Below are 25,324 nucleotides of genomic sequence, written 5' to 3'. Positions count from 1 at the left end.
GCCTTTGACGGCCGTCGCAGGGCTTTTAGATCTGCGATCCAGTTCGAGAAAATGCTCGCTCGCGATCCGGTCAATCTAGCATAGCCGCAGCCGATCGTCCCACAGGCCAAGGGGCGCGCGAACCTGATCCTGCGAGGAGCCAAGCGAGCGCTGATGAAAAGCCGGCGATGCTTCATTTGCCGCTTCAACACCTTGAGACCCTCCCGCCGCCGAATGCGTTTCACCTCCTACAGGCCGGCCTTCCGGCCGGCAGGGCCCAGTCTATCATTCCCAAACCCGGCAGGACTCTCGTCAGAACTGAACCAGTTTTCCAAAGTCAGAACATCACATCGCTGATGCCCGGGAAACATAGAACGATTTCAGCATCGCTCCTGCTTGGGGCCCCCAGGCGGGCTTCTTCCATTATGAATGGCAGACGGCGTAGCCCCGGGTCTTTGGGGGGTGTGACGAAGAGTTAGCTGGTCAACGCCGGTAATAAGGCGCGCGCTGCGCGTACGTCCGGATAACTTTCATCGCCATCGATACGTGCGAGTGCCTGCACGAGGATAGGCGCCGCCGCGTCCGGCGTCACCAAGCGGGCGAGCGATGTCGCGGCCCGCAGCGCCCACAGCCCGGCACCCTGCCCCTCCGCGACCGCGAGCGCCCGCTCGAACTGCGCGCGCCCAGCCGCCGCATCGCCGGCGCGCAGCCGGTTCTCGCCGTCGGCCCGAAGGATCTCCGCGGTTGCCCAATGGGGTTCGCAGGCTTGTGCCCGCGCGATCGCGTCCGCATCCGCCAGCGTGGCGCAGCAGGTAATGAAGACATCCTTATCGTGCGGCAAAGGCAGACGCAGCCGATCCGGCGGGAGCGGCTGCGGCGGCTTTCCCATGCGCAGGTCGGCGATCCGCGAAAACCACGCGGCGAGTTCGGTCATGTAGGTAAAGCAATTCTCTTCCGCCGCGCGGCCGAGCAGCTCGGCATAGTGCCGAGCCAGCGCGTCGTCGCCCAGCCACAGCGCGACCGGACAGGCCGCGCTGCTCAACAGATAGCAGAACGAACTCGGATTGCGCAGCCGCCGGGCATCGATCACTGTTTCCATGATGGTCGCCCGGGCGCTTTCCAGCCGGCCCTGCACTGCCAGCGTGACGCTGTGGTTGCCTCGCAATATCGTCGAATGATCGTACCGAAGCACTGCGCCATAGGCGGTGCGGCCGCTGCAGTGGGTGACCAGTTCCGCGCCGATCGCCGCCGCTTCGTCCATGCGCCCCACGCGAAACGTCATCCCAGCGATCACCCGTCGGGCGAAATGCTGCAGGTCGCGATCGAGATCCGTGCTTTCAGGCGCCAGCATCTGCTGGGCAAGCGTGAGGGACGCGCGATGATCGCCCATGATCCCGCGTTGGCCGGAAAGCAGCCACAGCGCCGTCGCCCTGGCGACCGGATCGCCGATCTTCTTGGCGATGCGCAGCATCTGCGTCGCCGCGCGCACGAAACGTTCGCCGGGCCGGTCGGCGTTGAACAGCAACACGCACAGGCCGAACTGGAGCTGGATCTCCTCCGCCCCGCCACGCTGGCCAAGCGCGTCGAGCGTCGCAATCGCCTGCTCCAGCCAGCGATGATATTCGGCGAACTGCGACATGCCGAGCCACAGCGGCGCAGAGGCAAGGATCAGGCGGATGCCCAGCCGCTTGTCCCCGGCCTCGCCCAGCGACCACATCAGTGCCGCGCGCACATCGTCGATCGCGGTGCCGTATCGCTCCCACCAGCTGGCGCGCTCCATCTGCAGCCAATCGGCCTGGGCGCGATCCAGTAGAGTCCCGACCCATTCGGCATGCCGGCGTGCTGCGATTTCCGCCTGGCCGGAACCCTCCAGCTTGCGCCGGGCATACGCCTTGGTCGTCTCCAGCAGGCGATAGGCGACCCCGTGTCGGGACGGCTCGACGAAGAGCAGCGACTTGGCTGCCAGTTGCAGAATATGCTGCGCAGTGTTCATAGGTTCTGCCGCGGCTGGCGCGGCGACCTGCACGGCGGCGGCTAGATCGAAGGTGGAGCGGAACAGGCTGAGGCAGCCGAGCACCAGCCGTTCGTCAGGCGCGAGAAGCTCGTAGCTCCAGTCCAGCATCGCTTCGAGCGTTCCGTGGCGCGCGAGCGTGCGGCGACCGAAGGCGAAAGGCGACATTTGTCCGGATAGTCCGCTGGACATCGCCTCCAACCCTACCATCGGCGTCGCAGCCGCCGCCAGTTCGAGTGCGAGCGGCAGTCCGTCGAGCGAGCGGCACACCGTCGCGACTTGCCGGGCATTATCTTCAGCGAGGCAAAATCCGCCGGCCGCCGCCGCACGCTCCGCGAACAGCGCGACCGATGGATTGCCCGTTATCGTCTCCGTGGCATCCGCCACGCCGGGCACAGGCAGGGGCTGGAGATGCACCTGTACTTCCCCCGGCACCCGCAGCGGTTCGCGGCTGGTCGCCAGCATCGTCACGCGCGGGCAGGATTGCAGCAGCGCTTCTGCGGCCCGCGCTGCGGTGTCGATCAGATGCTCGCAATTGTCGATCAGCAGGATGAGCTCCGCTGCACGCAGGCGTTCCAACAGCGCGTCGGGTATCGTGTCCTGACCCATCGGACTTTGCAGCGCCGCGGCCGTGGCGGTGGCCACATGCGCCAAGGACGTGCAGTTCGTCAGGTCGACAAAGCAGACGGCGGTGCGGGCACGGAGCTGCGTCAGCGCTGCGAGTGCGACACTTGTCTTGCCGATGCCGCCTGGGCCAACGATGGTGACGAGCCGATGCCGCGCAATGCTCTCCACCACCTCGGCCACGCAGGCCTCGCGGCCGATCAGGCGGTTGATCTGCAACGGAAGCGGAAGCGGACGGAGTTCTCGAGGCATCGGCGCCTCGGCCACTTCCTCGCCTGCCGCCTCGATGGTCACATCCGCACGTAGCCGATAGCCCCTGCCGGGCACGTTGACGATCTCGACATCGTCCGCCGCCCCGGTCCGCAGCGCGCGCCGGATCGCGGTGATGTGCACGCGCAGATTGTTTTCCTGGACGAAAATAGTCGGCCAGACCCGATCGGTGATTTCCCGCACCGAAACGACCTCTCCGGCTCGCTCGGCAAGCAGCGCCAGGATCGCGAGCGCGCGCGACCCTAAGCCGACTCGGACGCCGCCACGCAGCAATTGCGCACGTTCCGGGCGAAGCTCGAACGATCCGAACCGGATACGCCGGTCGCTCATGACCGTCTGTCGTCTAGCCGATCCACTTACGTCCCCCCGCAGACACGTTAGCACTAACCGTATGCGCGAATTAGCGGCGATTGGCACCTGTTTAGTCGGGGCTTCGGGGCGGTTCGTCTATGCGAGACAGGCAGCAACGGGGACCGAGCTTTGCTCGATGTCCGGTACCGTTCTGGGAGACAGTATATGCGCCTTGCAGAACTTGCGGCGCCGGCCGACGCCGGCGTCGGGGAGATTCTTCATTTGCCAACGCCAGAGGACGTGCGAGCAGAACTGGAACGGATTCGCGCCCATGCATTCACCGGCTCGGACAAGCTGTACGCCTTTCTGCACTTCGTCGTGGAGGAAGCGCTGGCGGGCCGCGCGGCGACACTGAAGGAGTTGGTGATCGGCATCGAACTCTATGGCGGCGTCATCGAGTATGACCCGCGGATCGATTCCGCCGTGCGGGTTGAGGCGCGCCGATTGCGACGCAAGCTTGCCGCCTATTATGCGGGCCCCGGCCGTAAGGACGCGGTGATCGTGTCGATCCCTACCGGAGGCTATGCGCCGCGCTTTCACCTTCGCCCGGATGCGGCGTGCGCTGCCGTCGAGGCAACAGGCGCAAAGCTGGAGCCGCCGATGTTGGCAGTCCTGCCGTTCACAGCGCTCTGCATCTACGAAAAAGCCTTTGCGGCGGGGGTGACAGACGAGATCATCTACGCGGCGGAGCGGGACACGCACCTGCGGGTCGCGGCTCGGGCGATCATGTTCCAGTTTCGCGAGAGCCGCTATTCACTCGACGAAGTCGCAGCGCAGGCCGGTTCGGATCTGGTGCTGCATGGCACGATCCGGCGGGTGCAGGCCGTGCACCGCGCGTGCGTGGAACTCTCCAGTCGCTGGGGCCAGATCCTGTGGTCGGATCGAATCGACATTATCGGCGAGGGTGACCTCGACGTGCAGGAGCGCATGGCCGAGGCAATCCTCGAACGACTCCCGCGGGACGCGCTGCGCGAACGGGGCATTCCGCAGGTCGCCTGAAGCCCGCTTCGACGTCGACAGGTTAGCTCTTTGGGGCTTCCGCCGCGCTAACGGGCACTCGCGTCCCGCCCCGGGAGTCAGGATCTATAACCCTGCAGCGCGGCGAATGCTCGGCGCAGCCAGAAGGTCCGACACGTGAATGCATATCCTCTGACAGCCTACCCGCATGTCCGCCTGACCATCGCGTCGGCCGAGCGCGCGGGCGTGGCCGGCGGCGCGGTGCCGGCCGCATCGTCATGAGCGGGGAGCATGCCTTCACGCCCGAAGAAAGACCGCTCTTCGCAGGGTCGCCCTTCTCACCATCGCATCCTGCCAGCCGTCGTCTTGGCTATTTCGCCATAGGAGCCTTTCTCGCCGCGACCTCGACGTTCGGCAACGCACTGACGACGGTCAACACGGCAAGCGTGGCCGGCCCGCTCGGGCTGTACGTCGCCGAGGCTGCTGCGCTGCCTGCAATCTATGTCGCGATGAATGCGGCAGCCAACCTTTCGCTCGTGAAGGCACGGGCGCAGTTCGGCATCCCCCAGGTAACCGGCATTTTGCTTGGCCTCTACGCGCTTGCGGGCCTGGTCCATTTCGGCTTCGCCAGCTTCTGGGCGGCCGTGTTCCTACGCGCGGCCAGCGGTATGGTCGCGGCTGCGCTGATCACCCTCGGCGTTTACTATCTGATGCAGGCCCTGCCGCCCAAGGCAAAGCCGGTCGGCGCGGTGATCGGTATGGGGCTTTCTCAGCTCGGTACGCCGCTGGCCCGGATGATCCCCGTCGAGGTGCTGGTCGGCAACGGACTTTGGGGCCTGCACGCACTCGAAGTCGCCTTGGCGCTGGTCTCGCTTGCGCTCATTCTCGCCCTGCCGCTGCCGCCCAGCGAGAAAAGCACCGCTTTCGCGCCGCGTGATTTCCTTACGATCCCGTTGGCAACCGCCGGTCTGTTGCTGTTTTGCCAAGTCATCGGTCAGGGCCGTACGCTCTGGTGGTCCGACACGCCCTGGCTCGGGGTGGCGCTTGCGGCCTCCATCTGCCTGCTCGCCGCCGCCTTTCTGAACGAGACGGGCCGGCGCGATCCACTGGTGCATTTCGAATGGATCGGCACCTGGGGCATTCTGCGGTTCGCGAGCGCGGCGCTGGTACTGCGCCTGGCGCTTGCAGAGCAAAGCTATGGCGCGGTCGGCCTGCTCACGCTCGGCGGACTCAACAACGACCAGCTCGGGACGCTGTTTGCCGTGGTCGCGATCGCGATGCTGCTCGGCATCGTTGCCGCCGCGCTGACGCTGTCCGAGCGCCGCCTCCCCTGGCAGGTTCTCGTCGCCGCCCTGATCATCGCCGCGAGCGCTTGGCTGGATAGCGACGCGACCACGCTGACCCGCCCTGCGCAACTGATGATGAGCCAGGCCATGATCGGCTTCGGCACCACAGTGTTCGTGGGACCGGCGCTTCTTTATGGCTTCCTCCACATGATCAAGCGGGGTGGCGATTACCTCGTCAGTTTCGTCGTCACGTTCAGCATCACGCAGAATGTCGGCGGGCTCATGGGATCTGCGCTGCTCGGCTCGATGCAGACGATCTGGGCGCGCAACGCCAGCAACGCGCTTGCGGCCGACATGCTGGCGAGCGATCCGCAGGTCGCTGCCCGGATCGGCGGCGGCGGTGCATCGCTGGCCTCCGTGCTCGTCGACCCCGCCCAGCGCGCTGCACAGGGCGCAGGCCTGTTGGGACAGGCGATGGCGCGCGAAGCCGCGGTGATCGCCTTCAACGACACCTTCAGGTTCGTGGCCATGCTCGCACTGACCACAGCAGCGTTCATCTTCGCGAACATCCTCGTCGCGCGCACCCGAGAGAAGACCCATGACCGCAGCTGACAACGCCCCACCGCCGGAGAACGCGGCGGCGCAATGGCACCCTGCCGCCAAGCGCCCGATACGGATCGCCGCCACGGTGACATTGTCGCTTGTCGGCGTTCTCCTCGTTCTCGCCGCCTGGGATCTGCCGCCGTTTGCGGGAGGATATCAGCAAACCGACAATGCCTATGTGCGCGGCCGGGTTACAGTCATCGCCCCGCAAGTGAGCGGCTATGTCATGCGTGTGCTGGTACACGACTATGACGTCGTGAAACCCGGCCAACTCCTGGTGCGGATCGACGACCGCATCTACCGCTCCCGCATCGCGCAGGCGCGCGCCAATCTCTCGGCGGCGGAGGCTGCGCTCGCCAACTCTACCCAGGCCCGGGCATCCCGATCGGCCGGTCTCGAGGGCCAGGTCGCCGGGGTCGAGGGCGCACGCGCGCAGCTTGCCAGGGCACGGGCTGACATGGCGCGCGCCAACGACCTTGCGCGCGACGGCGCGATCTCGATGCGGGAGCGCGACCAGACGCTGGCCGCGCTCGCCCAGGCACAGGCACAACTGCGCCAGGCACAGGCCGGCAGCGAGATCGGCCGCTAGGATATCCGAACGGTCGAGGTTGGCCGCGGCGCCTTGGAAGCGCAGGTCGCAGCCGCGCGCGCGCAACTGCACGCCGCCGAGATCGATCTCGAGCACACCGTGATCCGCGCGCCCGAAGGCGGCGTTCTCGGCGAGGTGGGCATCCGGGTCGGCGCCTATGTCACCAACGGGTCGCAGCTCCTTGCGATCGTGCCACCGGATCGCTGGGTGATCGCCAACTTCAAGGAGACCCAGACCGGACGGCTTCGCCCGGGCCAGCCAGCCAGCATGACCGTCGACGCGCTGAATGGCGCAAGGTTGAAGGGCCGGATCGAGCGACTGTCGCCTGCTGCCGGCTCGGAGTTCGCGGTCCTCAAGCCGGATAATGCGACCGGCAATTTTGTGAAGATCCCGCAGCGAATCGGCGTGCGGATCGCGGTCGATCCCGGCACGGCGGAGGCAAGGAACCTGCGTCCGGGCATGTCGGTCGAGGTCCGGATCGACACGAGTGTCCGGTCATGACCGGGCGGCTCGTTATAGGCAGCCTTGCCCTTCTGGTGTCGGCCTGCGCCGGCCCCCGCCCGGCGATCCCGCCAGCGGCTGAGGTGGCACCGCCGGCCCAGTGGCGCGGCGATCACAAAGGATCGGACGTCGTCGTCGATGCGCAATGGTGGCGTAGGTTTGGCGACGCCACGCTGACCGGCCTCGTCGAAGAGGCGCTGGGGCACAATGCGGATATCGAGATTGCCGCCGCTCGCATCGAGGAAGCGCGGGCGCAGTTCGCCGCTGCGCGCGGCGCCAGGATGCCGCAGGTTCAAGCCGTCGGCACGGGCGGTCGCACCCGAAGCGTCAACCCGTTCGGGATCGATATCGCGCAATGGGCAGCACAGGGCGAAGTGCAGGCTTCGTTCGACCTCGACCTGTTCGGCCGCCTGCGCAGCAGCGCCGCCGCCGCGAAAGCGCAGCTCCTCGCCAGCGATGATAGCCGCCAGACCGTGCGGCTTGCCATCGCCGCAGGCGTGGTCAGCGGCTATGTCCAGCTTCGGACGTTCGACGAGCGGCGGGCGATCCTGCGCCGCACCCTCGATGCGCGCGCGGGCACCCTGACGCTTATTCGGCGCCGCGCCGAAGCCGGATATAGCTCGCAACTCGACCTGGCGCAGGCAGAAGCGGAGTATCGGGCGGCCGCCCAGGCCATCCCGACGGTCGATCTTGCGATCGCGAGGCTCGAAAACGGCCTCAGCATCCTGCTCGATCGCGCGCCTGGCCCCGTCGCGCGCGGAGCGGCGCTCACGGCGCTGACCATCCCCACGGCCCCGCTACAGCTACCGGCGCGCCTGCTTCGGCAGCGTCCCGACATCGCAGCGGCCGAGCAGCAGATCGTCGCCGCCGACCGCGCACTCGACGCGGCACGCGCCGCCTTCCTGCCCGACATCAAGTTGGCGGCATCCGGCGGGTTCGTCGCTTCCTCGCTGCTCCCGGACAATCCGCTTTCGATCTTCTCGCTGGGCGGAAGCATCCTGGCGCCGATCTTCAACGGCGGGCGGATACGCGCCCAGGCAGACGGCGCGGCCGCGCGCCGCGACCAGGCTGCCTTTGCGTATCGAAAGGCTGCGCTGACCGCGTTTCGCGAGGTCGAAGACGGGATGGCGTCGGTCGAACGCTACGCGGAACAGGAGGATGAGCTGACGCGCCAGCAGGCCACGCGCCTCCGGGTCCAACAGCTTGCCGAGCTCCGCTATCGCGAGGGCTATTCGCCCTATCTCGAACAGCTCGATGCCGAGCGCAGCCTGTTGTCTTCGCAATTGTCGCTTGTGCAGACGCGCGGCGACCGCCTGCTCGCATCGACGGCTCTTTTTCAGGCCCTTGGCGGCGGTTGGCAACCTTCAGCACAATGGAACGAATGATCCATGGCCCGCACCATCTTGCTTTTCCTATTCATAGCGCTGGTCGTCGCTGGTTCGCTGACCATGGAGCGATGCAGCGAGGACTCTCTGGCAGAACAAACAGAAATGCGTGGCGATCCATCCGCGATTGTTGCGCTGGCCGATGGCTCCACAATGGTTGCTCCCAGGGGCACCGTAGGACGCGCGCTTGTCGACTGGCTTGCCAGCCGCGAACCGGGGCAGAAGACCTTCGAACTCGGAGGTCAGGAATTTGTCGGACGAACCGCTGAACTTACAACCGAATCGCGCGGCCGCGTCCCGCGTCTCGTAGCGATGCTTCATGCCAACCCCGACGTCAAAGTGGTCATCGTCGGCCATACCGACCCCTCGGGGGACGAAGCCGCCGATCGTGCAATCTCACAGGCTCGGGCAGACGTTTTGCTGGACATGCTTCGCGATGGTCGCATTTCGTCGCACAGGCTGCGCACCGAAGCGCGTGGGGCCTCGGACCCGATCGCACCGAATGACAGTCCGGGCAATCGCCAGCGCAACCAGCGGGTAAGCCTCGTCCTGAGCCGGACGGAATAGCGCAATTCCGCCGGGCCATGTCCGTAGATCAACCGGACTAACGATCACTCACCTCCGGACCACGGTCAAAGGGTCTCTAGACATGCAGCGCGACGCGTTGCTCGGCGCGGCCAGAAGCCCTCGGCCCCGCTTTGGGATCCCGCCTCGGTCCAAGAATTTGGCGCCAGACACAAAGGAGGTTCGAATGGAGTTGAGAAACAAAGCCGCGATCATCACGGGAGCCGCCAGCGGGATCGGCAAGGAGATCGCCCGCGAGTTCCTTCGTCAGGGCGCAAAAGTAGCCATCGCCGATCTCGACATCGACGCCGCGCGTGCAACGGCCGACGAACTCGATGCCAGCGGCGCCGCAACCTTCGCCGTGGAGATGGACGTCACCGACGAGGCTGCGGTCGATGCCGGCGTACGCACGGTATGCGATCGGTTCGGCGGGATCGATATCCTCGTCTCCAACGCAGGCATCCAGATCGTCTCGCCCGTCGACCAGTTCGATTTTGCCGACTGGAAGACCATGCTAGCGATCCACCTGGACGGCGCGTTCCTCACCACCCGCGCGTGTCTCCAGCAGATGTACGCCCGGCAGCGCGGCGGCTCGATCATCTACATCGGCTCTGCGCACTCCAAGGAAGCGTCCAAGCTGAAAGCGCCGTACGTTGCGGCCAAACACGGGCTGCTCGGCCTCGCCAAGGTCGTCGCGAAGGAAGGTGCCGAGCACGGCGTCCGCGCCAACGTTGTCTGTCCAGGCTTTGTCCGGACGCCGCTGGTCGAGAAGCAAATCCCGCAGCAAGCGAAAGAACTCGGCATCACCGAGGAGCAAGTGATCCGGGACGTCATGCTCAAGGAAACCGTCGACGGGGCGTTCACGACGCTCGACGATGTAGCGCGTTGTGCGACGTTTCTCGCGGCGTTCCCGTCCAATGCCCTCACCGGTCAGTCGGTGGTCGTCAGCCACGGCTGGGCGATGCAATAGCCAAGGGAGCGGTCCAATGAATATCGCATTGAAACCCGAACAATTTGGGCGGGCCGGGCGCATGCAGCAACCGGCTCCCTTCGATTGCGTGGCGCTCGTTTTGCAGGGCGGCGGTGCCCTCGGCGCCTACCAAGCCGGTGTGTACGAAGCGTTGGCCGAAGCGTCACTGCACCCGAACTGGGTCGCGGGCATTTCGATCGGCGCGATCAACGCCGCGTTGATCGCCGGCAACGCGCCGGAGATGCGCGTCGAGAGGCTGCGCACATTCTGGCGGACCGTGACTGCCGATCCCTGGTCTGACTGGTTCGGCAAGCCCAGCCAATTCGGGGGAGACATGGTTCGCCACTGGGCAAACCAGTGGTATGCTGCCGCCGCCATACTGCGCGGCGCCGAAGGCTTGTTCGCACCCCGGCTGGTACCCGCCCATCTCGCGCCCACCGGCACGCTCGACGCGATCAGCTTCTACGACACGTCGTCGCTCAAGACCACGCTCGAGCGGCTTGTCGATTTCGACCGGATCAATGCGGGCGAAATGCGCTTCAGCGTCGGCGCGGTGAACGTGGCGACGGGCAATCTGATCTATTTCGACAATAGGACGCACGTGATCCGGCCCGAGCACATCATGGCCAGCGGCGCGCTGCCGCCTGCCTTGCCGCCGGTCGAGATCGACGGCGAATATTACTGGGACGGCGGCGTAGTTTCGAACACCCCGCTCCAATGGGTCGTCGACAGCGCCGAGCGCCAGGATACGCTCGCCTTCCAGGTCGATCTGTGGAGCGCGCGCGGCTCCATCCCCCGTACCATGTCCGAGGTGATGACGCGTCAAAAGGAAATCCAGTATTCCAGCCGCACCCGGGCAAGATCCGATCAGTTCAGAAAAGAGCAGCATCTGCGCAGCGCCTTGACCGCGCTCATTGCGAAGCTGCCCGATGATCTGCGCGAAACGCCCGAATATGCGCTGCTGGCGCCCGAATCCGATCGCAAGGTCTACAACATCATCCAGCTCATCTATCAGGCGCGTCGTACGGAGGGAGGCTCGAAGGACTTTGAGTTTTCCGCGCGCAGCATGGAAGATCATTGGGCCGCGGGACTGTCGGACACGATCCGGACCCTGCACCATCCCGAAGTGCTCGAGCGACCGATCAGTGCCGATGGCGTCTTCACGTTCGACATCGCCACCGACGGGAGGCTTTCGTGAACATTTCCGACGTTCGCAATCGGGCGTTCGCGATGCCCCTGACGCAACCCGCTTACCCGCCCGGGCCGTACCGATTCTGCGACCGCGAATATCTCATCCTGACCTATCGCACCGATCCCGATACGCTTCGCGCGGTCATTCCCGAACCGCTCGAAGTCACATCCGACCTGGTGAAATTCGAGTTCATCCGCATGCCGGACTCGACCGGCTTCGGCAATTACACGGAAGCTGGTCAGGTCATCCCCGTGAGCTTTCGGGGCGTGCGCGGGAACTACACACTCAACATGTTCCTGAACGATCACCCGCCGATCGCGGGTGGGCGGGAGCTATGGGGCTTCCCCAAGAAGCTCGCGGGCCCAAGCCTCCAGACCGAGACCGATACGGTTGTCGGCACGCTGGATTATGGGCCAGTGCGCGTCGCAACGGGTACGATGGGCTACAAGTATCAGGTGGGGGACGCGGAAGCGACGTTGCGCGCTCTCGCCTCGCCCAACTTCCTGTTGAAGATCATTCCGCACGTCGACGGAACGGCGCGCATTTGCGAACTCGTCGAATATCATCTTGAGGACATTCACCTGAAGGGGGTGTGGACGGGGCCCGGTGCCTTGTCGCTGGTTCCCCATGCACTGGCCCCGGTGGCGGATCTGCCGCTACGCGAACTCGTGTCGGCGACCCATTTCGTTGCGGACCTGACGCTTGGACTTGGCAAAGTCGTCTTCGACTATCTCGACGACGCATAGGCGGCGCTGGACAACCCATGATGACGGATCCGGTTACGCAGTCAGGTGATGCGCACGCACGCTGCGCCGCAGTCCTCCCCCAGCCGGAAGATGTTCCTGGCATAACCATAACCGGCGTCCACAACATGGCGCTGCATCCGGCCACACATCAACCAAAGCAAAGGACAACAAAATGAACGTCATCAGCCGTATCGCGACACGCAAGATAGTAGTCGCCGCGGTCGTGCTGGCCCTCGCAGGCGTCGCCGCCGTGATCACCCGCAAGCGTGCCGTTCGCTGACACGTTTCCGTTTGAGTGCACGCGCTTCCGTCTCCCTCGTTCGCGAGGGTGTCGTCGCTGCGCGACCTCGACGCCATTTCCGCCAGCGCACTCGGGAACCGCTTGGCAATAAACGGCCCATTCCTCTCCCTTTCACCTCGCCGGGGCGCCGGCGGCATGCCTCCGCCCAACATCTGGAGCGCGGCCGCATGGCGCCGCTTTCGCGTACCTTGGGCGGTGCTCGCGGCTAACGGTAAGCGACGTCCGCGCATCACCTGCGCTCACGCCGCCGAAGCAGTCGACGCCGGTACATCCGCCGCAATTCGACGATGAGACTGGAGGTGCCGAGTGCGGGCAACGCGACGTCACGATTGTCGCGCGACCCGACCCCGCACTTGCCCAGCCAGTTGATCGCATTGCGGCGGTTTCCGGCCTTTCGCTTGGCCGGGTGCCCCGCCCGACTTCATGGCCATCAGGAGTGACATTATGCGCCCGCCACCAGAGATTGATCTTTCCATTCATCATCCCGCCCATGGCGGTTCCGATCGCTTCGCGCTGGCCGTGACGAGGCTCCTGCGGTTCTTCGCCGACACATTCTTTGCCAAACGCTATGGCCATCGCGCCATCGTGCTGGAAACGGTGGCGGCGGTGCCTGGCATGGTCGGCGCCACGCTCACCCATCTGCGCTGCCTGCGGCAAATGAAGTCCGATCAGGGCTGGATCCGCATCCTGATGGAAGAAGCCGAGAACGAACGTATGCATCTCATGACCTTCCTGGAGGTGTGCAAGCCGACGCTGTTCGAGCGGCTTATCGTGCTGATCGTGCAGTGGTTCTTCTATCTCGGCTTCTTCGCGCTCTACCTGACCAGCCCGAAGACCGCGCACCGGCTGGTTGGTTATTTCGAGGAAGAGGCGGTGATCAGCTACACCCATTATCTCGCGGAAATCGATGCGGGGCGCAGCGCCAACGTGCCCGCGCCGGCAATCGCACGCCGCTATTGGGGTCTGCCCGACAGTGCCACGCTGCGCGACGTGGTGCTGGTGGTGCGCGCCGACGAAGCGCATCACCGCGACGTGAACCACGGCTTTGCAGCCGACCTGGGGGGCAGGACGCCCGGCGCGGTCTCGCCCTATCCGTGGCATGCCGCGGAGTTGGACGGCCCTGCCGTACAGCCCACGCTTTCGGCCGCCCCCGGCACCGCCGCCCACCACACCTGACGCCTTTGCAGGTGATGAAGCCGGCAACCGCGTTCCGTCCGAATACTGAATTGCGTGCGAATGACTGGTGCCGGCGTTAGCGGACGTTCAAGCTTCAAGCGCGGAATGACTTGAACTGGTCGATACCTGCCTCGCCCAGCGCCCGAGCAGCCGACCCAGTTGCGGTCGTTCGCGCCGAGTATTGCGCTTCCCAACTTCAGACGCTTGTTCATGAAGCGTCGAACGCGTTCCAGGCGACCTGGTCAACCGAAGAGCGTAGCCTACAAAACGCGATCCGTGTCCTCCGGACGCGGCAGCCAGCAGCTCGCACGTCTCCCGAACAGGCGGTAACGGTTGCGTGCGACCCAGCGGTATAGCGGATCGCGCAAACTGCGCGGCACTGGCCAAGCCGCGGCGACGATCCGCCACGGCCAACCGAGCCCAGCATAGATCGCCAGCACCGCGTCGCTGTCGCGCAGCGCGCGGTCGCCCTGGACGACGATGATGGTATCGGGATTTGCTGGGTCAATCCCGAACCGTCGACACAGCGCGGCGCCGACCTCGCCCTGCATCGCCGCGAGCCGGAAGCGGCGCGCGCGGTCGTGCGTCAGGACGAACTGCGCGTTCGCTGAGCACAGCACACATTCGGCGTCGAAGAGAATGATCGGATGCTCAGTCATCGATTCTCTCCAACCGGCCTCGATAATGAATGACCCGGCCGAACAGCGGAAGGTCGACGGGAATGTCGAATCTAAACTCGCGGTCTTGCCCCTGCTCGACAGCATGGCATGCCGGCCGCGCCCATCGCGGAAGAGGTACGCCGAGAAACCGGAAGCCTACTAAGTCCATATGCAGCGCTCCATCGAGGACCGAGACATCGAACGAGTTGGCCGCTGGCCCCATCCGTTCGATCAGGCGGCCGTGCCGAATTTGCAGGGTACTGCGGTACTGTCGATCGCCGAACCTGCGATGCCAATGCTCGGCGTCTCCGCGCCGTTCAAACCGAACAGTGACTGGCACGCCCGATCCGCGCGCTGGCAGACGCATTATCCGGCACAGCAGCCGCGCAAACGGATTGTCGCTCGCCCGTATCTCGGCAAGGCCCTTCCAGACCTGGTCGTCATCCTCGTCATGTACCGCGCGCAGGCTGGGCGCGAGGCCATCGATCGCGGGACCGAGCAACCGCCGGAATAGCGCGGTCACCACGCAAAGTCCGGCTTGGCGACCATCAGCCAGAAGATCACGAGCACGCCGGCAAAGGCGGGCCAGCCGAGCGCGAACCAGGTTCGTGATAACGTAAAATAGCGCGCTGGCAGTCCCTCGCCGTCGGAGAGCCGGTCGACGATCCGGCGCATCTCGATCTGGATGCCGACGACCGGCAGCCAGCAGGCGCCGACGAACAGGTACAGCACGATGGCAGCAGCCAACCAGCCGGTTGTCAGCGGATAGCCGGCGATTCGAGCGAGCCAAACGCCGGTCACCGGCTGCACGATCACCGCAGGAGTAGTGAACAGCCAGTCGGCAATCACGACATTGCGATTAACGATCCGTCGTGCCGCAAGGTCGCCAGAGCGGTTGGCCATGAAGCCGTGGAACGCGGTGCCGAGACCGGTCCCGAACAACAGAGTGGAAGACAGAATGTGCACGGTCTTGAGAAGCAGATACTTATCCATGGTCGTTCTCCAAGACATGCACAGCGAGCGCCAGACCTAGGATAGCTACGTTCTTGACGAGCGCGCCGAACGGATCGGCCCAGAGGTCGGGCATCGTCGTGGCAAGGATCGCGGTATAGCCTAGCATCACGACGATCCCGGCCATCGCTGCTCGGCGCACGCGAGTCAGCAGCGCCAGCCCGATCGCGATATCGAGCACGGCACCCGCCACGAGCGCGGCAATTGCGGGCGTGCCGATCAGCCCGACCTGCGCCAACAGCGCTAGGTTCGTAGCCGCAGGCGTCAATGCCAGCGGTACGATGCCACCGGCCAGCCAGACCACAGCAAGCAACCAGCGCAGCACCGGCGTCAGCGGCATTAGCCGAGCAGCCAGCCGGTCGGCGTCCGTCGCTGGCGTCCGCGCCAGCGCGACGCCCAACCTGGCGGGAACCAGCCCGGTCGCAGCGATCAGCGGATCAACGTCGCCGGTGTTACCGGCCTCAAGCATCGTCAGGCTTTCGCGGGTCACCGGCCCGATCCCAAGCCACGTCGCTGCCGCGAGCATCCATCGCGGTAACTGTACCACGGGCACAGGTGCCAGACCCAGCCAGTGTCGCACGCTGGCGGTCAGCGCGTCCGTGGTCATCGGCTCGGGTCCGACGACGTTGATCCGTGCCGCGATCGGAGCCTTTCGGAACAACAGTCGCACGATGCCCGCGATCAGGTCGTCGACATGGATCGGCTGCACGCGCCACCTACCCCGTCCCAGCCGTAGCGTAAGCGGCAGAGCGGCGAGCGCGCCGAACAGTACGCTGCTCTGCCCGCCGCGGCCAATAATGAGCGACGGCCGCAGTACGACCCAGTCCATCCGGCCGCCGCTAGGATCGAGGTTGGCAAGATGATCGTCCGCGGCGCGCTTGCTGAGATGGTAGCGCGTCGTCGCGCTGGCATCCGCGCCGAGCGCGGAGACCTGAACCACGCGGCTGACGCCGCACGCATAGCATGCGTCGAACAGCGACCGCGCGCCCTGATCGTGGACCATGGCATACCGCCCTCCATCGCGGATTAGTCCGGCGCAGTTGACGACCGCATCCATTCCGCGCAGCCGCGGCAGCCAGTCGTCCGCGCTATCCTGCGCCAAGTCGCCGCGGACCGTCGAGACTCCGCACAGCGCCTGCGCGAGCCGCCCCGGATCGCGCCCGGCGGCGGTGACGTGAACGCCATTCGCCACCAGCCGCCCGACCAGATGACGCCCGACGAAGCCGCCTGCGCCAATGACGAGAACATGCATCGTCGGGCCCTTATGCGTCGGCACGGGGGCTGCGGCTCCATACCGCGAAGCCCATACCCACCAGCGCCAGCAACACTCCGAACAGCGCGCTCGTAACGGTGCCCTGCACCAGCTCAGTTGGATCGGTCGCGACGTAGCGCATCGACACGAGCAGCATTGGCGTGGCGATCATCATCACCATCGACCACACCGTCCAGAAGCGCGACCGCTCTTCGGTCCCGCACAGTTCGGCGAGCAGGATCGACAGCGGTCGCCACAGGGCGACGGCAGCGAAGATCGCGATCAATGCGGTCAGTGCGTAGGTCAGTAGCAAGGCAGCGATGGGTAGCAGCATGACGGATCCCCTTTGACGCCGTCCGGATATCGGCCGGCTGTCCGACGCCTTGCGAATGGCATGCCAATTGCGAAAACCAACAAGAATGCGTGGTTTAGGCTGGTTCGCAACCCCGCAGATGTTAACGTCGTGAACGGGACTGCGTGCTATGGTGTCAACGATGGATACGGCAATCGGCATCATCGCCTATGTCGGCGCGCTTGGTCTAACCGCGGTCGCGAGCCTCATGCTCGCGCTGTTCGTTGCGACGCGTGCGCGCGCGTTACCGGGTTCGGGGTTGCTCGCGCTGTTCCTGGTCGGCGTCGCGAGTTGGAGCATCGCGCAGGCGATCCCCGCGATCGTTGGGCCGGCGGCGACGCCATTCACCGCGACGCTGATCGCGCTGTCCCCCCTGCCGGCCGCGGCGTTTGTCCACTTGGTTTTCGCGTTCGCGCTGTGCGGCACGCTGCGGCCCGTCGCGATCGCGAGCTACGCGATCTCCGGGTTTGCCACGATCGTAGGCCTCATATTCGGAGTGGGTAAGGTTGTGCCGTGGCACGGCTTCCCTGGCATGTTCGTGCCGTCAATCGTCGGCTGGGGCGTGCTGGGTCTCGCCGGCCTGTTGTCGGTGATTGGCCATCTTCGTCTCGCGCAGACCTGGGTGCAGCAGCAAGGGCAGCATCGCCGCCAGGCCGGCGCGGTATTCGTCTCCAGCCTGATCGGTCTCGTCGCACTCACCGGCTTCACCTTCCCCGCGCTCGGGATCGACGCCTATCCTTGGCCGGTCCTGCTGCTGCCGCTTTACTCGGTCGCCTTGCTCTACGGCATCCTGCGGTATCGCTTCATGGCGACGGACCTTTGGGCTCGGCGTGGGCTCGTCTGGATTCTGCTCGTGGCGCTGGCGGGAGCGGTCAGCGCAGGCATCGCCACGGTGCCGCTCGTGCTGGCCGGCCGGCCAGCGGGCCTGTTAGCGACCTGGGCAGCGCTCGCCGCGACGCTTGCGCTCGGCATCCTCGTGCTCGCCCCGCTCAAGCGGCTGGCTGATGCGGTCGTGTTTCCCGGCGGCCGGGTCAGCGACGCCGACGTCGCAGACTGGCGCGACCAGCTAGCCGGAGCGACCGACACGACGGAACTCGCGACGATCGCCAATGTGTTGCTCGTGCTGCGGCTGAACTTGCCAGTGGTCGACGACGGTCCGTCATTGGCGGTCACCGGCGAAACGGTGACCCTGCGTGGCTGGAACGATGCGCCGCCAGCGACACGCCACGTCGTCGACCGGTTCGCCGGGCTCGTTGAGGAAACTGCGCGCCGCCTTGCAGCCGCGCACCGGCTGGTTGATGTCGAACGCCAAGCCAGGATGATCGAACTGGGCGAACTGGCCGCGACCGTCGCGCACGATCTGCGCAACCCTCTCGGGATCGTGACGATGGCAGCAACGGGTGCCCCGTCCGAGGTGCGCGCGGAAATCAGCGAACAGGTTGCGCGGATGAATCACCTCGTCAGCGACATTCTCGATTATTCGCGTGCTTGGACGGTGGTGCCGCAGCCCATTCGCCTGATCGAGCTCGTCGGGCAGATGGGCGTCGGACTCGAAGTGCCTGAGGACCTGAGCGTCATGGCTGACCGCCGGGCGCTCGTCCGAGTGCTCACCAACCTCGTCGACAACGCGCGCGCGCTCGGCACGAACGTCACCATCGTCGCCGCAGAGGGCCCCCCTGTGTTCATCGACGTCTGCGACGACGGGCCCGGCATCGCTCCCGAGATCGTCGACAACCTCTTCCGCCCGTTCGTTTCGCGCCGCCCCGGAGGCACCGGCCTGGGCCTCGCCATCGTCCGCCGCATCATGGAGGCGCATGGCGGAACCGTCACGCTCGCTTGGCGGCCTGGCTGGTCGACCTGCTTCCGTCTTACCTTCGGAGATATGTAATGAGCGGCATCCTGCTGGCCGACGACGAACCCGCCTTCCAGCGGCTCACCGGCGCGTGGCTGCGCGGTCTCGGCCATGACGTCCGCGTGGTCGGCGATGGCGATGCCGCCCGTGCCGCCTTTGCCGAGGCACCCGCCGACCTCGTCCTGCTCGATCTCGCGATGCCACCGCACCATGATCCAGAAGCCGGGCTGGCGCTGATCGCCAGCTTCGCGCCTGCGCCCGTCATCGTCATGACCGGCCATGCCGACCACGCGCTTGCGCTGAAGGCCATTGATGCCGGCGCATGGGATTTCCTTGCCAAACCCGTCGACCCCGACATCCTGCGCATCGTCGTCGCCCGCGCGATGGAACGCGCGGGCCTCGCGCGCGAACTCGCTGCGCTCAAGGCTCGCGAGACCGGTGCCGAGGACATGGGACTCATCGGCACTACACCGGTAATGGCCGCATTGCGCGACCTGCTCCGGCGGGTCGCACCGACCCGTCTGCCCGTTCTGGTGCTCGGTCCAAGCGGTACCGGCAAGGAGCTGGTCGCGCGTGCGCTCCACTTTGCCTCCCCGCGCGCCGACCGGAAGCTCGTGCCTGTCCATTGCGGTGCGATCCCGCTCGAGCTGCTCGAAAGCGAGCTGTTCGGCCATCTCAAGGGCAGTTTCACCGGCGCGACGAGCGACCGTCCCGGGCTCGTCGAGACCGCAGCTGGCGGCACGCTGTTCCTCGACGAAATCGGCGAGATGCCCGCGGCCATGCAGGTCAAGCTGCTCCGCTTCCTGGCCGACGGCAGCTTCCAGCCAGTGGGCGCGCGCGAGCCGCGTATCGCGGACGTCCGTATCGTCGCCGCGACCCACCGCGACCTCGCTGCCTGCGTTGCCGACGGCAGCTTCCGCGAAGACCTGTATTACCGACTGAAGGGCGTCGTTCTGCGCACGCCGTCACTCGACGAACGCCCGACCGACGTGTCCCTGCTCGCCACGGTTTTTCTACGCCGCGCCAGCGACGGCACTGGCCAGTTCGCACCGGACGCGCTGGACTGGCTGGCGAAGCGGCGCTGGCCCGGTAACGTCCGTGAACTGCGCTCGGCCGTCGAATGTGCGGCTGCGTTGGCCCCTCGATCGGCAATCGGCGTCGATGTCGGCGCAGCCGATCTCGCCTTCGCCGTCGGCGACGCCGTCGCAGACCTGCCAACCGTCGGCACGCCACAGACGCTCGAGGAGGAGATAGCAGCGCTTGAGTACCGCCGTATCACCGAGGCGCTGGTACTGACCGGCCATAACCACACTCACACCGCCCGCAACCTCGGTCTTTCGCGGGTCGGCCTGCTAAAAAAGCTAGATCGGATGGGACTGCGCTAGGTTCGTCGACTGTCAGTCCATAGGCGCTGAACAGAGTACGGCAGTTTTCACCTTCCCTGATACTGAGACCCACAAGCCGACATTCGTAGGCTCTTGTCGGCTACCCAATATCGGCCAATCATTCATCAGATCGATGCGCCGCACCTGCAGGCCAATCCGTTACACAGGCGGCTGGAAGCGCTCACCGATGGGCTAGGGATTTCCGGATCGCGCATCGCACGAGCGGGAACGAAGTTGAGCGCGAGGAAGGCGATCCCGGCGCCGGCCATGATCGCGCCTGCCCATAGGATCGGCCCGAAGATCCATCCTCGGGCAAGAAGCGCGGGCGCGACGCTTACAACCAGCGAAAGCCAGCCGCCGGTCCGCAACATTTTACACCGCGCTGCCTGCGGACATGCCCCGAACCGACGGCGATGATGCGCCTCGGTCGCCAGGCCAAGCAGGAAGAACGCGGCGCTGGCGAGCAGGAGTGACAGGATGCTCATTCGGCGGGCTCCGGAACCCTGGAGGCGGTGGCGGTTCTAGCCCTGCGAACGCGCTTTGCAACGGGGCGATGGTGCGCGACGCGGCGGGCAAGCAGCAGAAACGCTATTCCAAAGACCGAGATCGCCGCATCGATGCTGGCGATCATCATGTCGCCTATCGCCAGCGACGCGAACAGCCCGCGATCGGTCGCGACGACGTCGTACATTGGCAATGCGACGAGCAGCACCCCGGTCACCGCGAATAGCGAAGGCCAAACGCGCGCCGGCCTGACAACGAAGGCCGTCAGCGCCGCGGCAGCCCAGGCGATGAACAGCATGTGCATCTCCCAATCGGCGCGTCCGCGAAGTGCTACCGGGATTAGGCGGTTGGCCCAGAAGAAGCACGTGATCCCGAGCGGGAGACCGCCGATCACTGCGACGTTGAGCCGCTCGACGAGGCGGAACCCGAGATGCGGCCGGGTCGGATCGGGCAGGCGCTCGCGACGCTTGACGGTCCATAGCACGAGACCGCTCGCAACCATCAGCGTGCCCGCGATCCCGCACAGGAAATACAGCCAGCGCCCGCCGTTACCCGCAAACCGTCCGGCATGAAGCCCGATCATCGCACCGGCAGTCTCGGCCGCCGCCCCCGGTGGCGGCGAGCGCCACACGAGGCGCCCGGTCACGCCGTCATAGGTCAGCCGCGGCGTCCGCGAGGACAGCATCGAACTGGCGCTCTGACTGACCGACACGCGCGCAGCGGCGTCGCCGGGATCACTGACTTCAATGAAGCTGGCGGGGGCACCGAGGCGGCGCTCCGCATCGGCGGCAATCAGTCGCAGGTCGATCAGCGGTGCGGGACGGCCGGTCCGCTCGACCACCGAAGCGGTCGGAAACATCGTCGCGAACACGGTATTCTGATCGTTATAATTGGCGACGACCGCCCACGGCATCAGCAGCGTCATCAACGTGACCAGCCCGGTATAGGTGATCATCAGATGAAACGGCAGCGCCAGCACCGCGGTCGCGTTATGTCCGTCGAGCCAGGATCGCTGGCCCTTGGCACGTCGCAGCGTGAAGAAGTCTTTGAAGATCTTCTTGTGCGTGACGATCCCGCTGACGATCGCGACCAGCATCATCATAGTTGCGAATCCGACCAACCACCGTGCCCAGATCACCGGCATGTAATGGAGATCGAAGTGGAAGCGGTAAAAGAAATCCCCGCCCCGCGTCTCGCGCGCCTGCGCGACCTGTCCGTCGGCGCCGATCAGCGCCTGCGTGTCGCCGCGCCCTCGCCTGCCCCGCCTGCCCCGCCTGCCATGCTCTTCGCCGGGCTTCGGCTGCGGCACCCAGAAGACCTGCGCACCGGGCGATCGTTCCGTCGCTACCGGGATGATCCAGCTCTTCGCATCGGGCGCTTTGCGAGCAAGGAACGCTTGCGAACCTGCCAGCACGCGCATCGGCTGTTCGACGCGCGCGATCTCGGGCCGCATCCAGCGGTTGAGACCCTCGCGCCAAAACGCGATCGTGCCGGCGACAAAGACGAGGAACAGGATCCAGCCGAGCAGCAATCCGGACCAGGTGTGCAGGAACGCCTGCGACTGACGGAAGCCCTTGCTCATACCCGCCCCGTCGCGTCGATCGATATCCACGTGATTGCGGCCGCAACTGCCGCTGCGAGGCCGAGTGTCCAGATCGCGCGCCAGCCGCTACGGGCCGCGAACGCCCACAGCGCCGCAAGCGCGCACAAGGCGAGCGCGATCAGCGCGGCAGTGACGGTCGCCTCGGCACGATCCCCCGGCAGCAGCCGCGCAAGCGCCATCGCCCACAGGCTCGCAGTTGCATAAGCAAGCGGCACGGAGGCGACGACGCGCAGCGCGATGTCGCCGCGCCGCGCCCAGCGCGCACGGGCATGCGCATCGCCCGCCGTCATTCGAAGCTGTACCGAAGTGTCGCGAACGCGGTGCGCGGGCTGCCGTAGTAGTTGCCGCGACCGGTGGCGGCGATGCGCGCGTAATAGCTCTTGTCGAGTACGTTCGCGACGTTGACCGAGACACCCACCCGCTCGTTGAACTTATAGCCTGCGCGCAGGTCGAGCACCGCATAGCTTGGCTGGCGGACGATGGTGGACCGGGTGCGCAGCGTACCGTCAGCGTTGAACACCGCCGCATTGCCGCCATAGGTCGAACTGAACAACGTCACGCTGCCGCCAAGGCTCGCGCCTGCCAGTGGCCCATCGACCGGGGCGTAGTTGGTGAACGCCTTAACCATGTGCTTCGGCACGATCGGCACCAGTGGCAGCCCCTCGAACGCAGTGGTCTGGTCTTCCAGATACTTGGTCTTGGTGTAGGTATAGCCGCCGTTGATCCGCCAGCCGGGTAGGATCTCGCCGGTCGCCTCGGCCTCGATACCGCGCGAGCGGACCTTGCCGGTCTGAAGCACGACGGTCTGAATGTCGGGATCGTTGAACAACCGGTTGGTCTGTGTGATCTCATACGCCGCCGCGGACAGCAGCAGGCGATCGTTCATCAGCGAAAGCTTGGTGCCCGCCTCATATTGCGTGCCGACCAGCGGCTCGATCTGCTGCCCGTCGGGACGTGCCCGGCCGACCGGTGCCGCCTGCGGCGTGAAGCTGTCGGCATAGCTCGCATAGAGATTGAGCTGCGACGTTACGTCCCAGACAATACCCGCATAGGGCGTGAAGCGGTTGTCGATCCCGTAGCGGGTCGACGGCGGCAAGACACCGCTTGGTGTCAGCAACGTGGTCGTCGTGGTATCCCACCATGTCACGCGCCCGCCACCGATGAGCGTCAGGCCGGCGAGCGGGCTCAGCCGCATCTGCCCGTAGATGCCGTACTGCTCGACGTCGGTCGAGGAACCGCCATAGACCTGCAGCACGCAATTGGTGGGCGCGGGTGTGATCGTGGTGCTGGAACTGGGACAGGTCGCTCCCGTACCCTGCACCGGATAATAGGGCGAGGCGCCATACGGGTTCAGGGGCGGCTCGAACGGCGACACCGGGTTGTACACGTCGATCCGCGCATAATTGGACAACCGCGTGAAATACGACGTGCCCGAACTTGCCTGATAATCGGTGCCGAGGATCAGCGTCTGGTCGCGCCCGAGCAGCGGGAAGCTGCCAATGCCGTTGAAGTCGAACGAGCGCGTCTGCTGCTTGCTGTCGCCGCGATAAGCGATGTGGCTGGTCGAGCCATTGGTCGCGGTGACCGGCTGGTTGCCGATATAGCTGTAGATGTCGACGCGATCGACGTCGGTGAACAGGCCGGTCGCGCGTAAAGTCCAGCGATCGCTGATCTTGTGCGCGAGTTCGGCAAACCCGGTCCAGGTCTCGGCGTTGAACCGGTTCCACTCGGCGCCGAGATAGGTCGATCGCTTCACGTCGAGCAACTTGCCGTCGCTGCCGTCCGCACCGCCGATGATGCCGGGCAGGCCCGACTGCACCGCTGGACGGAAGCGGTCGTAATAGCCACCGACCGTCAGCGTTGTGCGCTCGCCTATCTCAAGCGAACCGACCGCGAACCCGTCAATGCGGTTGCGGTGCGCGGTTGCGAAGAACTGATCCCGGTCCTGTGCCATTGCACCGAACCGCAAGCCCGCCTTGGTGCCGATCGGCGTCGAGACGTCGAGCTCGAAGCGTAGATTGTCGTAGCTGCCGGCACCGGCGCTAGCCTGCATCTTGAACGCGTCGAGCGGTCGCTTTCGCACCATGTTAATGCTGCCCGCCGGATTGCCCGATCCGCTGAACAGACCTGCCGGGCCGCGCAGTACTTCCAGCCGGTCGTAGAAGAACAAGTCCGGCACGGCGGACGGGAAGTTGAACGCAAAACTCGGGACGCCGTCGATCAGGTAATTGGTGATCGCGAACCCGCGCGAGAAGAACGACGGATCCTCGCTGCCAACGCCATTGACGGTGATGCCATTGGTCGCGGTCAGAGCGTCTTCCAGCGTGAACAGGTTCTGCGCCTCGATCTGATCGCGATCGATCACGGTAACGGTGTTCGGCGTGTCCTTGAGCGGCGTCACGGTCTTGCCGACCGCACGACCATAGCTTTTGCCGATGACCATGATTTCGTCGGACTTCTGCGCGTCGTCCGATCCGGTGGACGTTTCTACGGTCGTTGGCTCCTCAGCTGGAGCTGGCAAAGGCGCCCCGACAAACGCTGCGCTTGCCAGCAATATACTCGAAAAACTCATACTGAACCCCCGTTATCGGAAGGGCTCTATGTCATATGCTGTTGCGAGTCACTAGCAATATAACAGTTTTGTTATGATCGTTGAGACGGGCGCGCGCAGGCGCACGCTTAACCTATTGGGATTCGCAAAAATATTATGTCGTACGAGGCTTATGGTTCGCCGGCCGCGCCTGTTGATTTCAGCGCGCGATGGAAAGCAATTCGACCCAATTCCGGTCGTTCTCGACGCATCCGTCGCTTCCCAACTTCCGACATTCGTTAATGGGCACCGACACTCCGTTTGGACTTTTGCGATCGTCGCGTCGACCAATTGCCGGATCGTCTTCGTCAGGATACACCGTCCCCGCTGACCTGCTCCGCTGGAGACGGTCGGCATGATCGCGTCGGTGCCCCGAGAGGGGCTTAATAGGGAACGCGGTGAGGGTGGTTCGCCGCCCGAAGCCGAGGCTGTCCCTGCAACTGTAAGCGGCGAGCGCGATGCATATCGCTTCTTCCTTCACAGGGAGGGGCAGCCACTGGGCCGGACGTTCTGTCATAAAGGCCTGGGAAGGCCGTGCATCGTGTGATGACCTGTGAGCCAGGAGACCTGCCGGCGTCTGGTCGCTCTTGCCTGGCCCAGGGGGTGGCCGC

22 protein-coding genes and 1 riboswitch are annotated in these 25,324 nt (G+C 65.4%); of the genes, 12 read left to right on the top strand and 10 right to left on the bottom strand.

The annotated features are described in order from the left end of the window. Positions 1–454: 454 nt before the first annotated feature. A complete protein-coding gene (locus IFS44_RS20485; RefSeq protein WP_192099881.1) occupies positions 455–3,214 on the bottom strand; it encodes an ATP-binding protein in 2,760 nt (919 codons plus the stop codon). A 186-nt stretch (positions 3,215–3,400) separates the two neighbouring features. On the opposite strand from IFS44_RS20485, the gene IFS44_RS20480 reads away from it, so the two are divergent. The 10 genes from IFS44_RS20480 to IFS44_RS20440 all read left to right on the top strand — a co-directional run bounded on the left by IFS44_RS20480 (position 3,401) and on the right by IFS44_RS20440 (position 13,505). Next, complete coding sequence (locus tag IFS44_RS20480; RefSeq protein WP_192099880.1) at positions 3,401–4,234, top strand: hypothetical protein; 834 nt, start codon at positions 3,401–3,403, stop codon at positions 4,232–4,234. Positions 4,235–4,470: 236 nt separating this feature from the next. Next, complete coding sequence (locus tag IFS44_RS20475) at positions 4,471–6,090, top strand: MFS transporter (protein WP_192099879.1); 1,620 nt, start codon at positions 4,471–4,473, stop codon at positions 6,088–6,090. Further along, positions 6,077–6,670, top strand: a complete 594-nt coding sequence (locus IFS44_RS22840) for an HlyD family secretion protein (RefSeq protein WP_342366524.1) — start codon at positions 6,077–6,079, stop codon at positions 6,668–6,670. The genes IFS44_RS20475 and IFS44_RS22840 overlap by 14 nt, the downstream gene beginning before the upstream one ends. Positions 6,671–6,703: 33 nt before the next feature. Continuing rightward, on the top strand, positions 6,704–7,171 hold the full coding sequence (locus IFS44_RS22835) for an HlyD family secretion protein (protein ID WP_342366523.1): 468 nt from the start codon (positions 6,704–6,706) through the stop codon (positions 7,169–7,171). After that, complete coding sequence (locus tag IFS44_RS20465; protein ID WP_192099878.1) at positions 7,168–8,556, top strand: efflux transporter outer membrane subunit; 1,389 nt, start codon at positions 7,168–7,170, stop codon at positions 8,554–8,556. The genes IFS44_RS22835 and IFS44_RS20465 overlap by 4 nt, the downstream gene beginning before the upstream one ends. Positions 8,557–8,559: 3 nt before the next feature. Continuing rightward, a complete protein-coding gene (locus IFS44_RS20460; protein WP_192099877.1) occupies positions 8,560–9,123 on the top strand; it encodes an OmpA family protein in 564 nt (187 codons plus the stop codon). Positions 9,124–9,307: 184 nt separating this feature from the next. Next, positions 9,308–10,090 (top strand): 3-hydroxybutyrate dehydrogenase, encoded by a 783-nt coding sequence (locus IFS44_RS20455; RefSeq protein ID WP_192099876.1) that lies wholly within the window; start codon positions 9,308–9,310, stop codon positions 10,088–10,090. Further along, complete coding sequence (locus IFS44_RS20450) at positions 10,038–11,288, top strand: patatin-like phospholipase family protein (RefSeq protein ID WP_244650485.1); 1,251 nt, start codon at positions 10,038–10,040, stop codon at positions 11,286–11,288. The genes IFS44_RS20455 and IFS44_RS20450 overlap by 53 nt, the downstream gene beginning before the upstream one ends. After that, positions 11,285–12,028, top strand: a complete 744-nt coding sequence (locus IFS44_RS20445) for an acetoacetate decarboxylase (protein ID WP_192099875.1) — start codon at positions 11,285–11,287, stop codon at positions 12,026–12,028. The genes IFS44_RS20450 and IFS44_RS20445 overlap by 4 nt, the downstream gene beginning before the upstream one ends. 745 nt (positions 12,029–12,773) lie before the next feature. Beyond that, positions 12,774–13,505 carry an alternative oxidase gene (locus IFS44_RS20440; RefSeq protein ID WP_192099874.1) on the top strand — a complete coding sequence of 244 codons (732 nt, stop codon included), beginning with the start codon at positions 12,774–12,776 and terminating at the stop codon, positions 13,503–13,505. Positions 13,506–13,765: 260 nt separating this feature from the next. On the opposite strand, the gene IFS44_RS20435 is transcribed toward IFS44_RS20440, so the two are convergent. Genes IFS44_RS20435 through IFS44_RS20415 form a run of 5 tightly spaced genes read right to left on the bottom strand, consistent with a single transcriptional unit; the run spans position 13,766 to position 16,761 of the window. Beyond that, a complete protein-coding gene (locus IFS44_RS20435; protein ID WP_192099873.1) occupies positions 13,766–14,164 on the bottom strand; it encodes a thiol-disulfide oxidoreductase DCC family protein in 399 nt (132 codons plus the stop codon). Next, positions 14,157–14,687 carry a DUF4166 domain-containing protein gene (locus IFS44_RS20430; protein ID WP_342366520.1) on the bottom strand — a complete coding sequence of 177 codons (531 nt, stop codon included), beginning with the start codon at positions 14,685–14,687 and terminating at the stop codon, positions 14,157–14,159. The genes IFS44_RS20435 and IFS44_RS20430 overlap by 8 nt, the downstream gene beginning before the upstream one ends. Then, positions 14,684–15,157, bottom strand: coding sequence for a DUF2269 family protein (locus tag IFS44_RS20425; RefSeq protein ID WP_192099871.1), 474 nt, complete (start codon positions 15,155–15,157; stop codon positions 14,684–14,686). The genes IFS44_RS20430 and IFS44_RS20425 overlap by 4 nt, the downstream gene beginning before the upstream one ends. Continuing rightward, positions 15,150–16,427 carry an SDR family oxidoreductase gene (locus tag IFS44_RS20420; protein ID WP_192099870.1) on the bottom strand — a complete coding sequence of 426 codons (1,278 nt, stop codon included), beginning with the start codon at positions 16,425–16,427 and terminating at the stop codon, positions 15,150–15,152. The genes IFS44_RS20425 and IFS44_RS20420 overlap by 8 nt, the downstream gene beginning before the upstream one ends. A 10-nt stretch (positions 16,428–16,437) precedes the next feature. Further along, the gene (locus tag IFS44_RS20415; protein WP_107964564.1) at positions 16,438–16,761 is read right to left on the bottom strand and encodes a hypothetical protein; all 324 of its coding nucleotides are present in this window, start codon (positions 16,759–16,761) and stop codon (positions 16,438–16,440) included. 160 nt (positions 16,762–16,921) lie between these two features. Here IFS44_RS20415 and IFS44_RS20410 point away from each other — a divergent pair, with 160 nt between their 5' ends. Both IFS44_RS20410 and IFS44_RS20405 read left to right on the top strand, forming a co-directional pair. Continuing rightward, on the top strand, positions 16,922–18,667 hold the full coding sequence (locus IFS44_RS20410; protein WP_244650484.1) for a sensor histidine kinase: 1,746 nt from the start codon (positions 16,922–16,924) through the stop codon (positions 18,665–18,667). Then, on the top strand, positions 18,667–20,016 hold the full coding sequence (locus tag IFS44_RS20405; RefSeq protein ID WP_192099868.1) for a sigma-54-dependent transcriptional regulator: 1,350 nt from the start codon (positions 18,667–18,669) through the stop codon (positions 20,014–20,016). Before IFS44_RS20410 ends, IFS44_RS20405 begins: the two co-directional genes overlap by 1 nt. 125 nt (positions 20,017–20,141) lie before the next feature. Here IFS44_RS20405 and IFS44_RS20400 read toward each other — a convergent pair whose 3' ends face one another. Genes IFS44_RS20400 through IFS44_RS20385 form a run of 4 tightly spaced genes read right to left on the bottom strand, consistent with a single transcriptional unit; the run spans position 20,142 to position 24,566 of the window. Beyond that, a complete protein-coding gene (locus IFS44_RS20400) occupies positions 20,142–20,501 on the bottom strand; it encodes a DUF3325 domain-containing protein (RefSeq protein WP_051916716.1) in 360 nt (119 codons plus the stop codon). Further along, complete coding sequence (locus IFS44_RS20395; RefSeq protein ID WP_192099867.1) at positions 20,498–22,102, bottom strand: PepSY-associated TM helix domain-containing protein; 1,605 nt, start codon at positions 22,100–22,102, stop codon at positions 20,498–20,500. Before IFS44_RS20395 ends, IFS44_RS20400 begins: the two co-directional genes overlap by 4 nt. Beyond that, on the bottom strand, positions 22,099–22,413 hold the full coding sequence (locus tag IFS44_RS20390) for a hypothetical protein (protein ID WP_192099866.1): 315 nt from the start codon (positions 22,411–22,413) through the stop codon (positions 22,099–22,101). The genes IFS44_RS20395 and IFS44_RS20390 overlap by 4 nt, the downstream gene beginning before the upstream one ends. Then, entirely contained in the window at positions 22,410–24,566 is a 2,157-nt protein-coding gene (locus tag IFS44_RS20385) for a TonB-dependent siderophore receptor (RefSeq protein WP_244650483.1), read from the bottom strand. The genes IFS44_RS20390 and IFS44_RS20385 overlap by 4 nt, the downstream gene beginning before the upstream one ends. 497 nt (positions 24,567–25,063) lie before the next feature. Continuing rightward, positions 25,064–25,302: riboswitch (cobalamin riboswitch) on the top strand. Positions 25,303–25,324 lie beyond the last annotated feature (22 nt).

This window comes from Sphingomonas sp. CFBP 13706 (assembly GCF_014842355.1).
Classification (GTDB): domain Bacteria; phylum Pseudomonadota; class Alphaproteobacteria; order Sphingomonadales; family Sphingomonadaceae; genus Sphingomonas; species Sphingomonas aerolata.
Note: the sequence above shows the minus strand (reverse complement) of the source record. Positions and strands in the feature narration are given on the sequence as shown.

Coding starts and splice junctions, on each gene's coding strand:
- IFS44_RS20390 (WP_192099866.1), bottom strand. CDS start 22,413: ATGACGGCGGGCGATGCGCATGCCCGTGCGCGCTGGGCGCGGCGCGGC.
- IFS44_RS20460 (WP_192099877.1), top strand. CDS start 8,560: ATGGCCCGCACCATCTTGCTTTTCCTATTCATAGCGCTGGTCGTCGCT.
- IFS44_RS20485 (WP_192099881.1), bottom strand. CDS start 3,214: ATGAGCGACCGGCGTATCCGGTTCGGATCGTTCGAGCTTCGCCCGGAA.
- IFS44_RS20455 (WP_192099876.1), top strand. CDS start 9,308: ATGGAGTTGAGAAACAAAGCCGCGATCATCACGGGAGCCGCCAGCGGG.
- IFS44_RS20435 (WP_192099873.1), bottom strand. CDS start 14,164: ATGACTGAGCATCCGATCATTCTCTTCGACGCCGAATGTGTGCTGTGC.
- IFS44_RS20385 (WP_244650483.1), bottom strand. CDS start 24,566: ATGGTCATCGGCAAAAGCTATGGTCGTGCGGTCGGCAAGACCGTGACG.
- IFS44_RS20450 (WP_244650485.1), top strand. CDS start 10,038: ATGCCCTCACCGGTCAGTCGGTGGTCGTCAGCCACGGCTGGGCGATGC.
- IFS44_RS20475 (WP_192099879.1), top strand. CDS start 4,471: ATGAGCGGGGAGCATGCCTTCACGCCCGAAGAAAGACCGCTCTTCGCA.
- IFS44_RS20415 (WP_107964564.1), bottom strand. CDS start 16,761: ATGCTGCTACCCATCGCTGCCTTGCTACTGACCTACGCACTGACCGCA.
- IFS44_RS20410 (WP_244650484.1), top strand. CDS start 16,922: ATGGATACGGCAATCGGCATCATCGCCTATGTCGGCGCGCTTGGTCTA.
- IFS44_RS20425 (WP_192099871.1), bottom strand. CDS start 15,157: ATGGATAAGTATCTGCTTCTCAAGACCGTGCACATTCTGTCTTCCACT.
- IFS44_RS20480 (WP_192099880.1), top strand. CDS start 3,401: ATGCGCCTTGCAGAACTTGCGGCGCCGGCCGACGCCGGCGTCGGGGAG.
- IFS44_RS20465 (WP_192099878.1), top strand. CDS start 7,168: ATGACCGGGCGGCTCGTTATAGGCAGCCTTGCCCTTCTGGTGTCGGCC.
- IFS44_RS20440 (WP_192099874.1), top strand. CDS start 12,774: ATGCGCCCGCCACCAGAGATTGATCTTTCCATTCATCATCCCGCCCAT.
- IFS44_RS20405 (WP_192099868.1), top strand. CDS start 18,667: ATGAGCGGCATCCTGCTGGCCGACGACGAACCCGCCTTCCAGCGGCTC.
- IFS44_RS20420 (WP_192099870.1), bottom strand. CDS start 16,427: ATGCATGTTCTCGTCATTGGCGCAGGCGGCTTCGTCGGGCGTCATCTG.
- IFS44_RS22840 (WP_342366524.1), top strand. CDS start 6,077: ATGACCGCAGCTGACAACGCCCCACCGCCGGAGAACGCGGCGGCGCAA.
- IFS44_RS20395 (WP_192099867.1), bottom strand. CDS start 22,102: ATGAGCAAGGGCTTCCGTCAGTCGCAGGCGTTCCTGCACACCTGGTCC.
- IFS44_RS20400 (WP_051916716.1), bottom strand. CDS start 20,501: ATGAGCATCCTGTCACTCCTGCTCGCCAGCGCCGCGTTCTTCCTGCTT.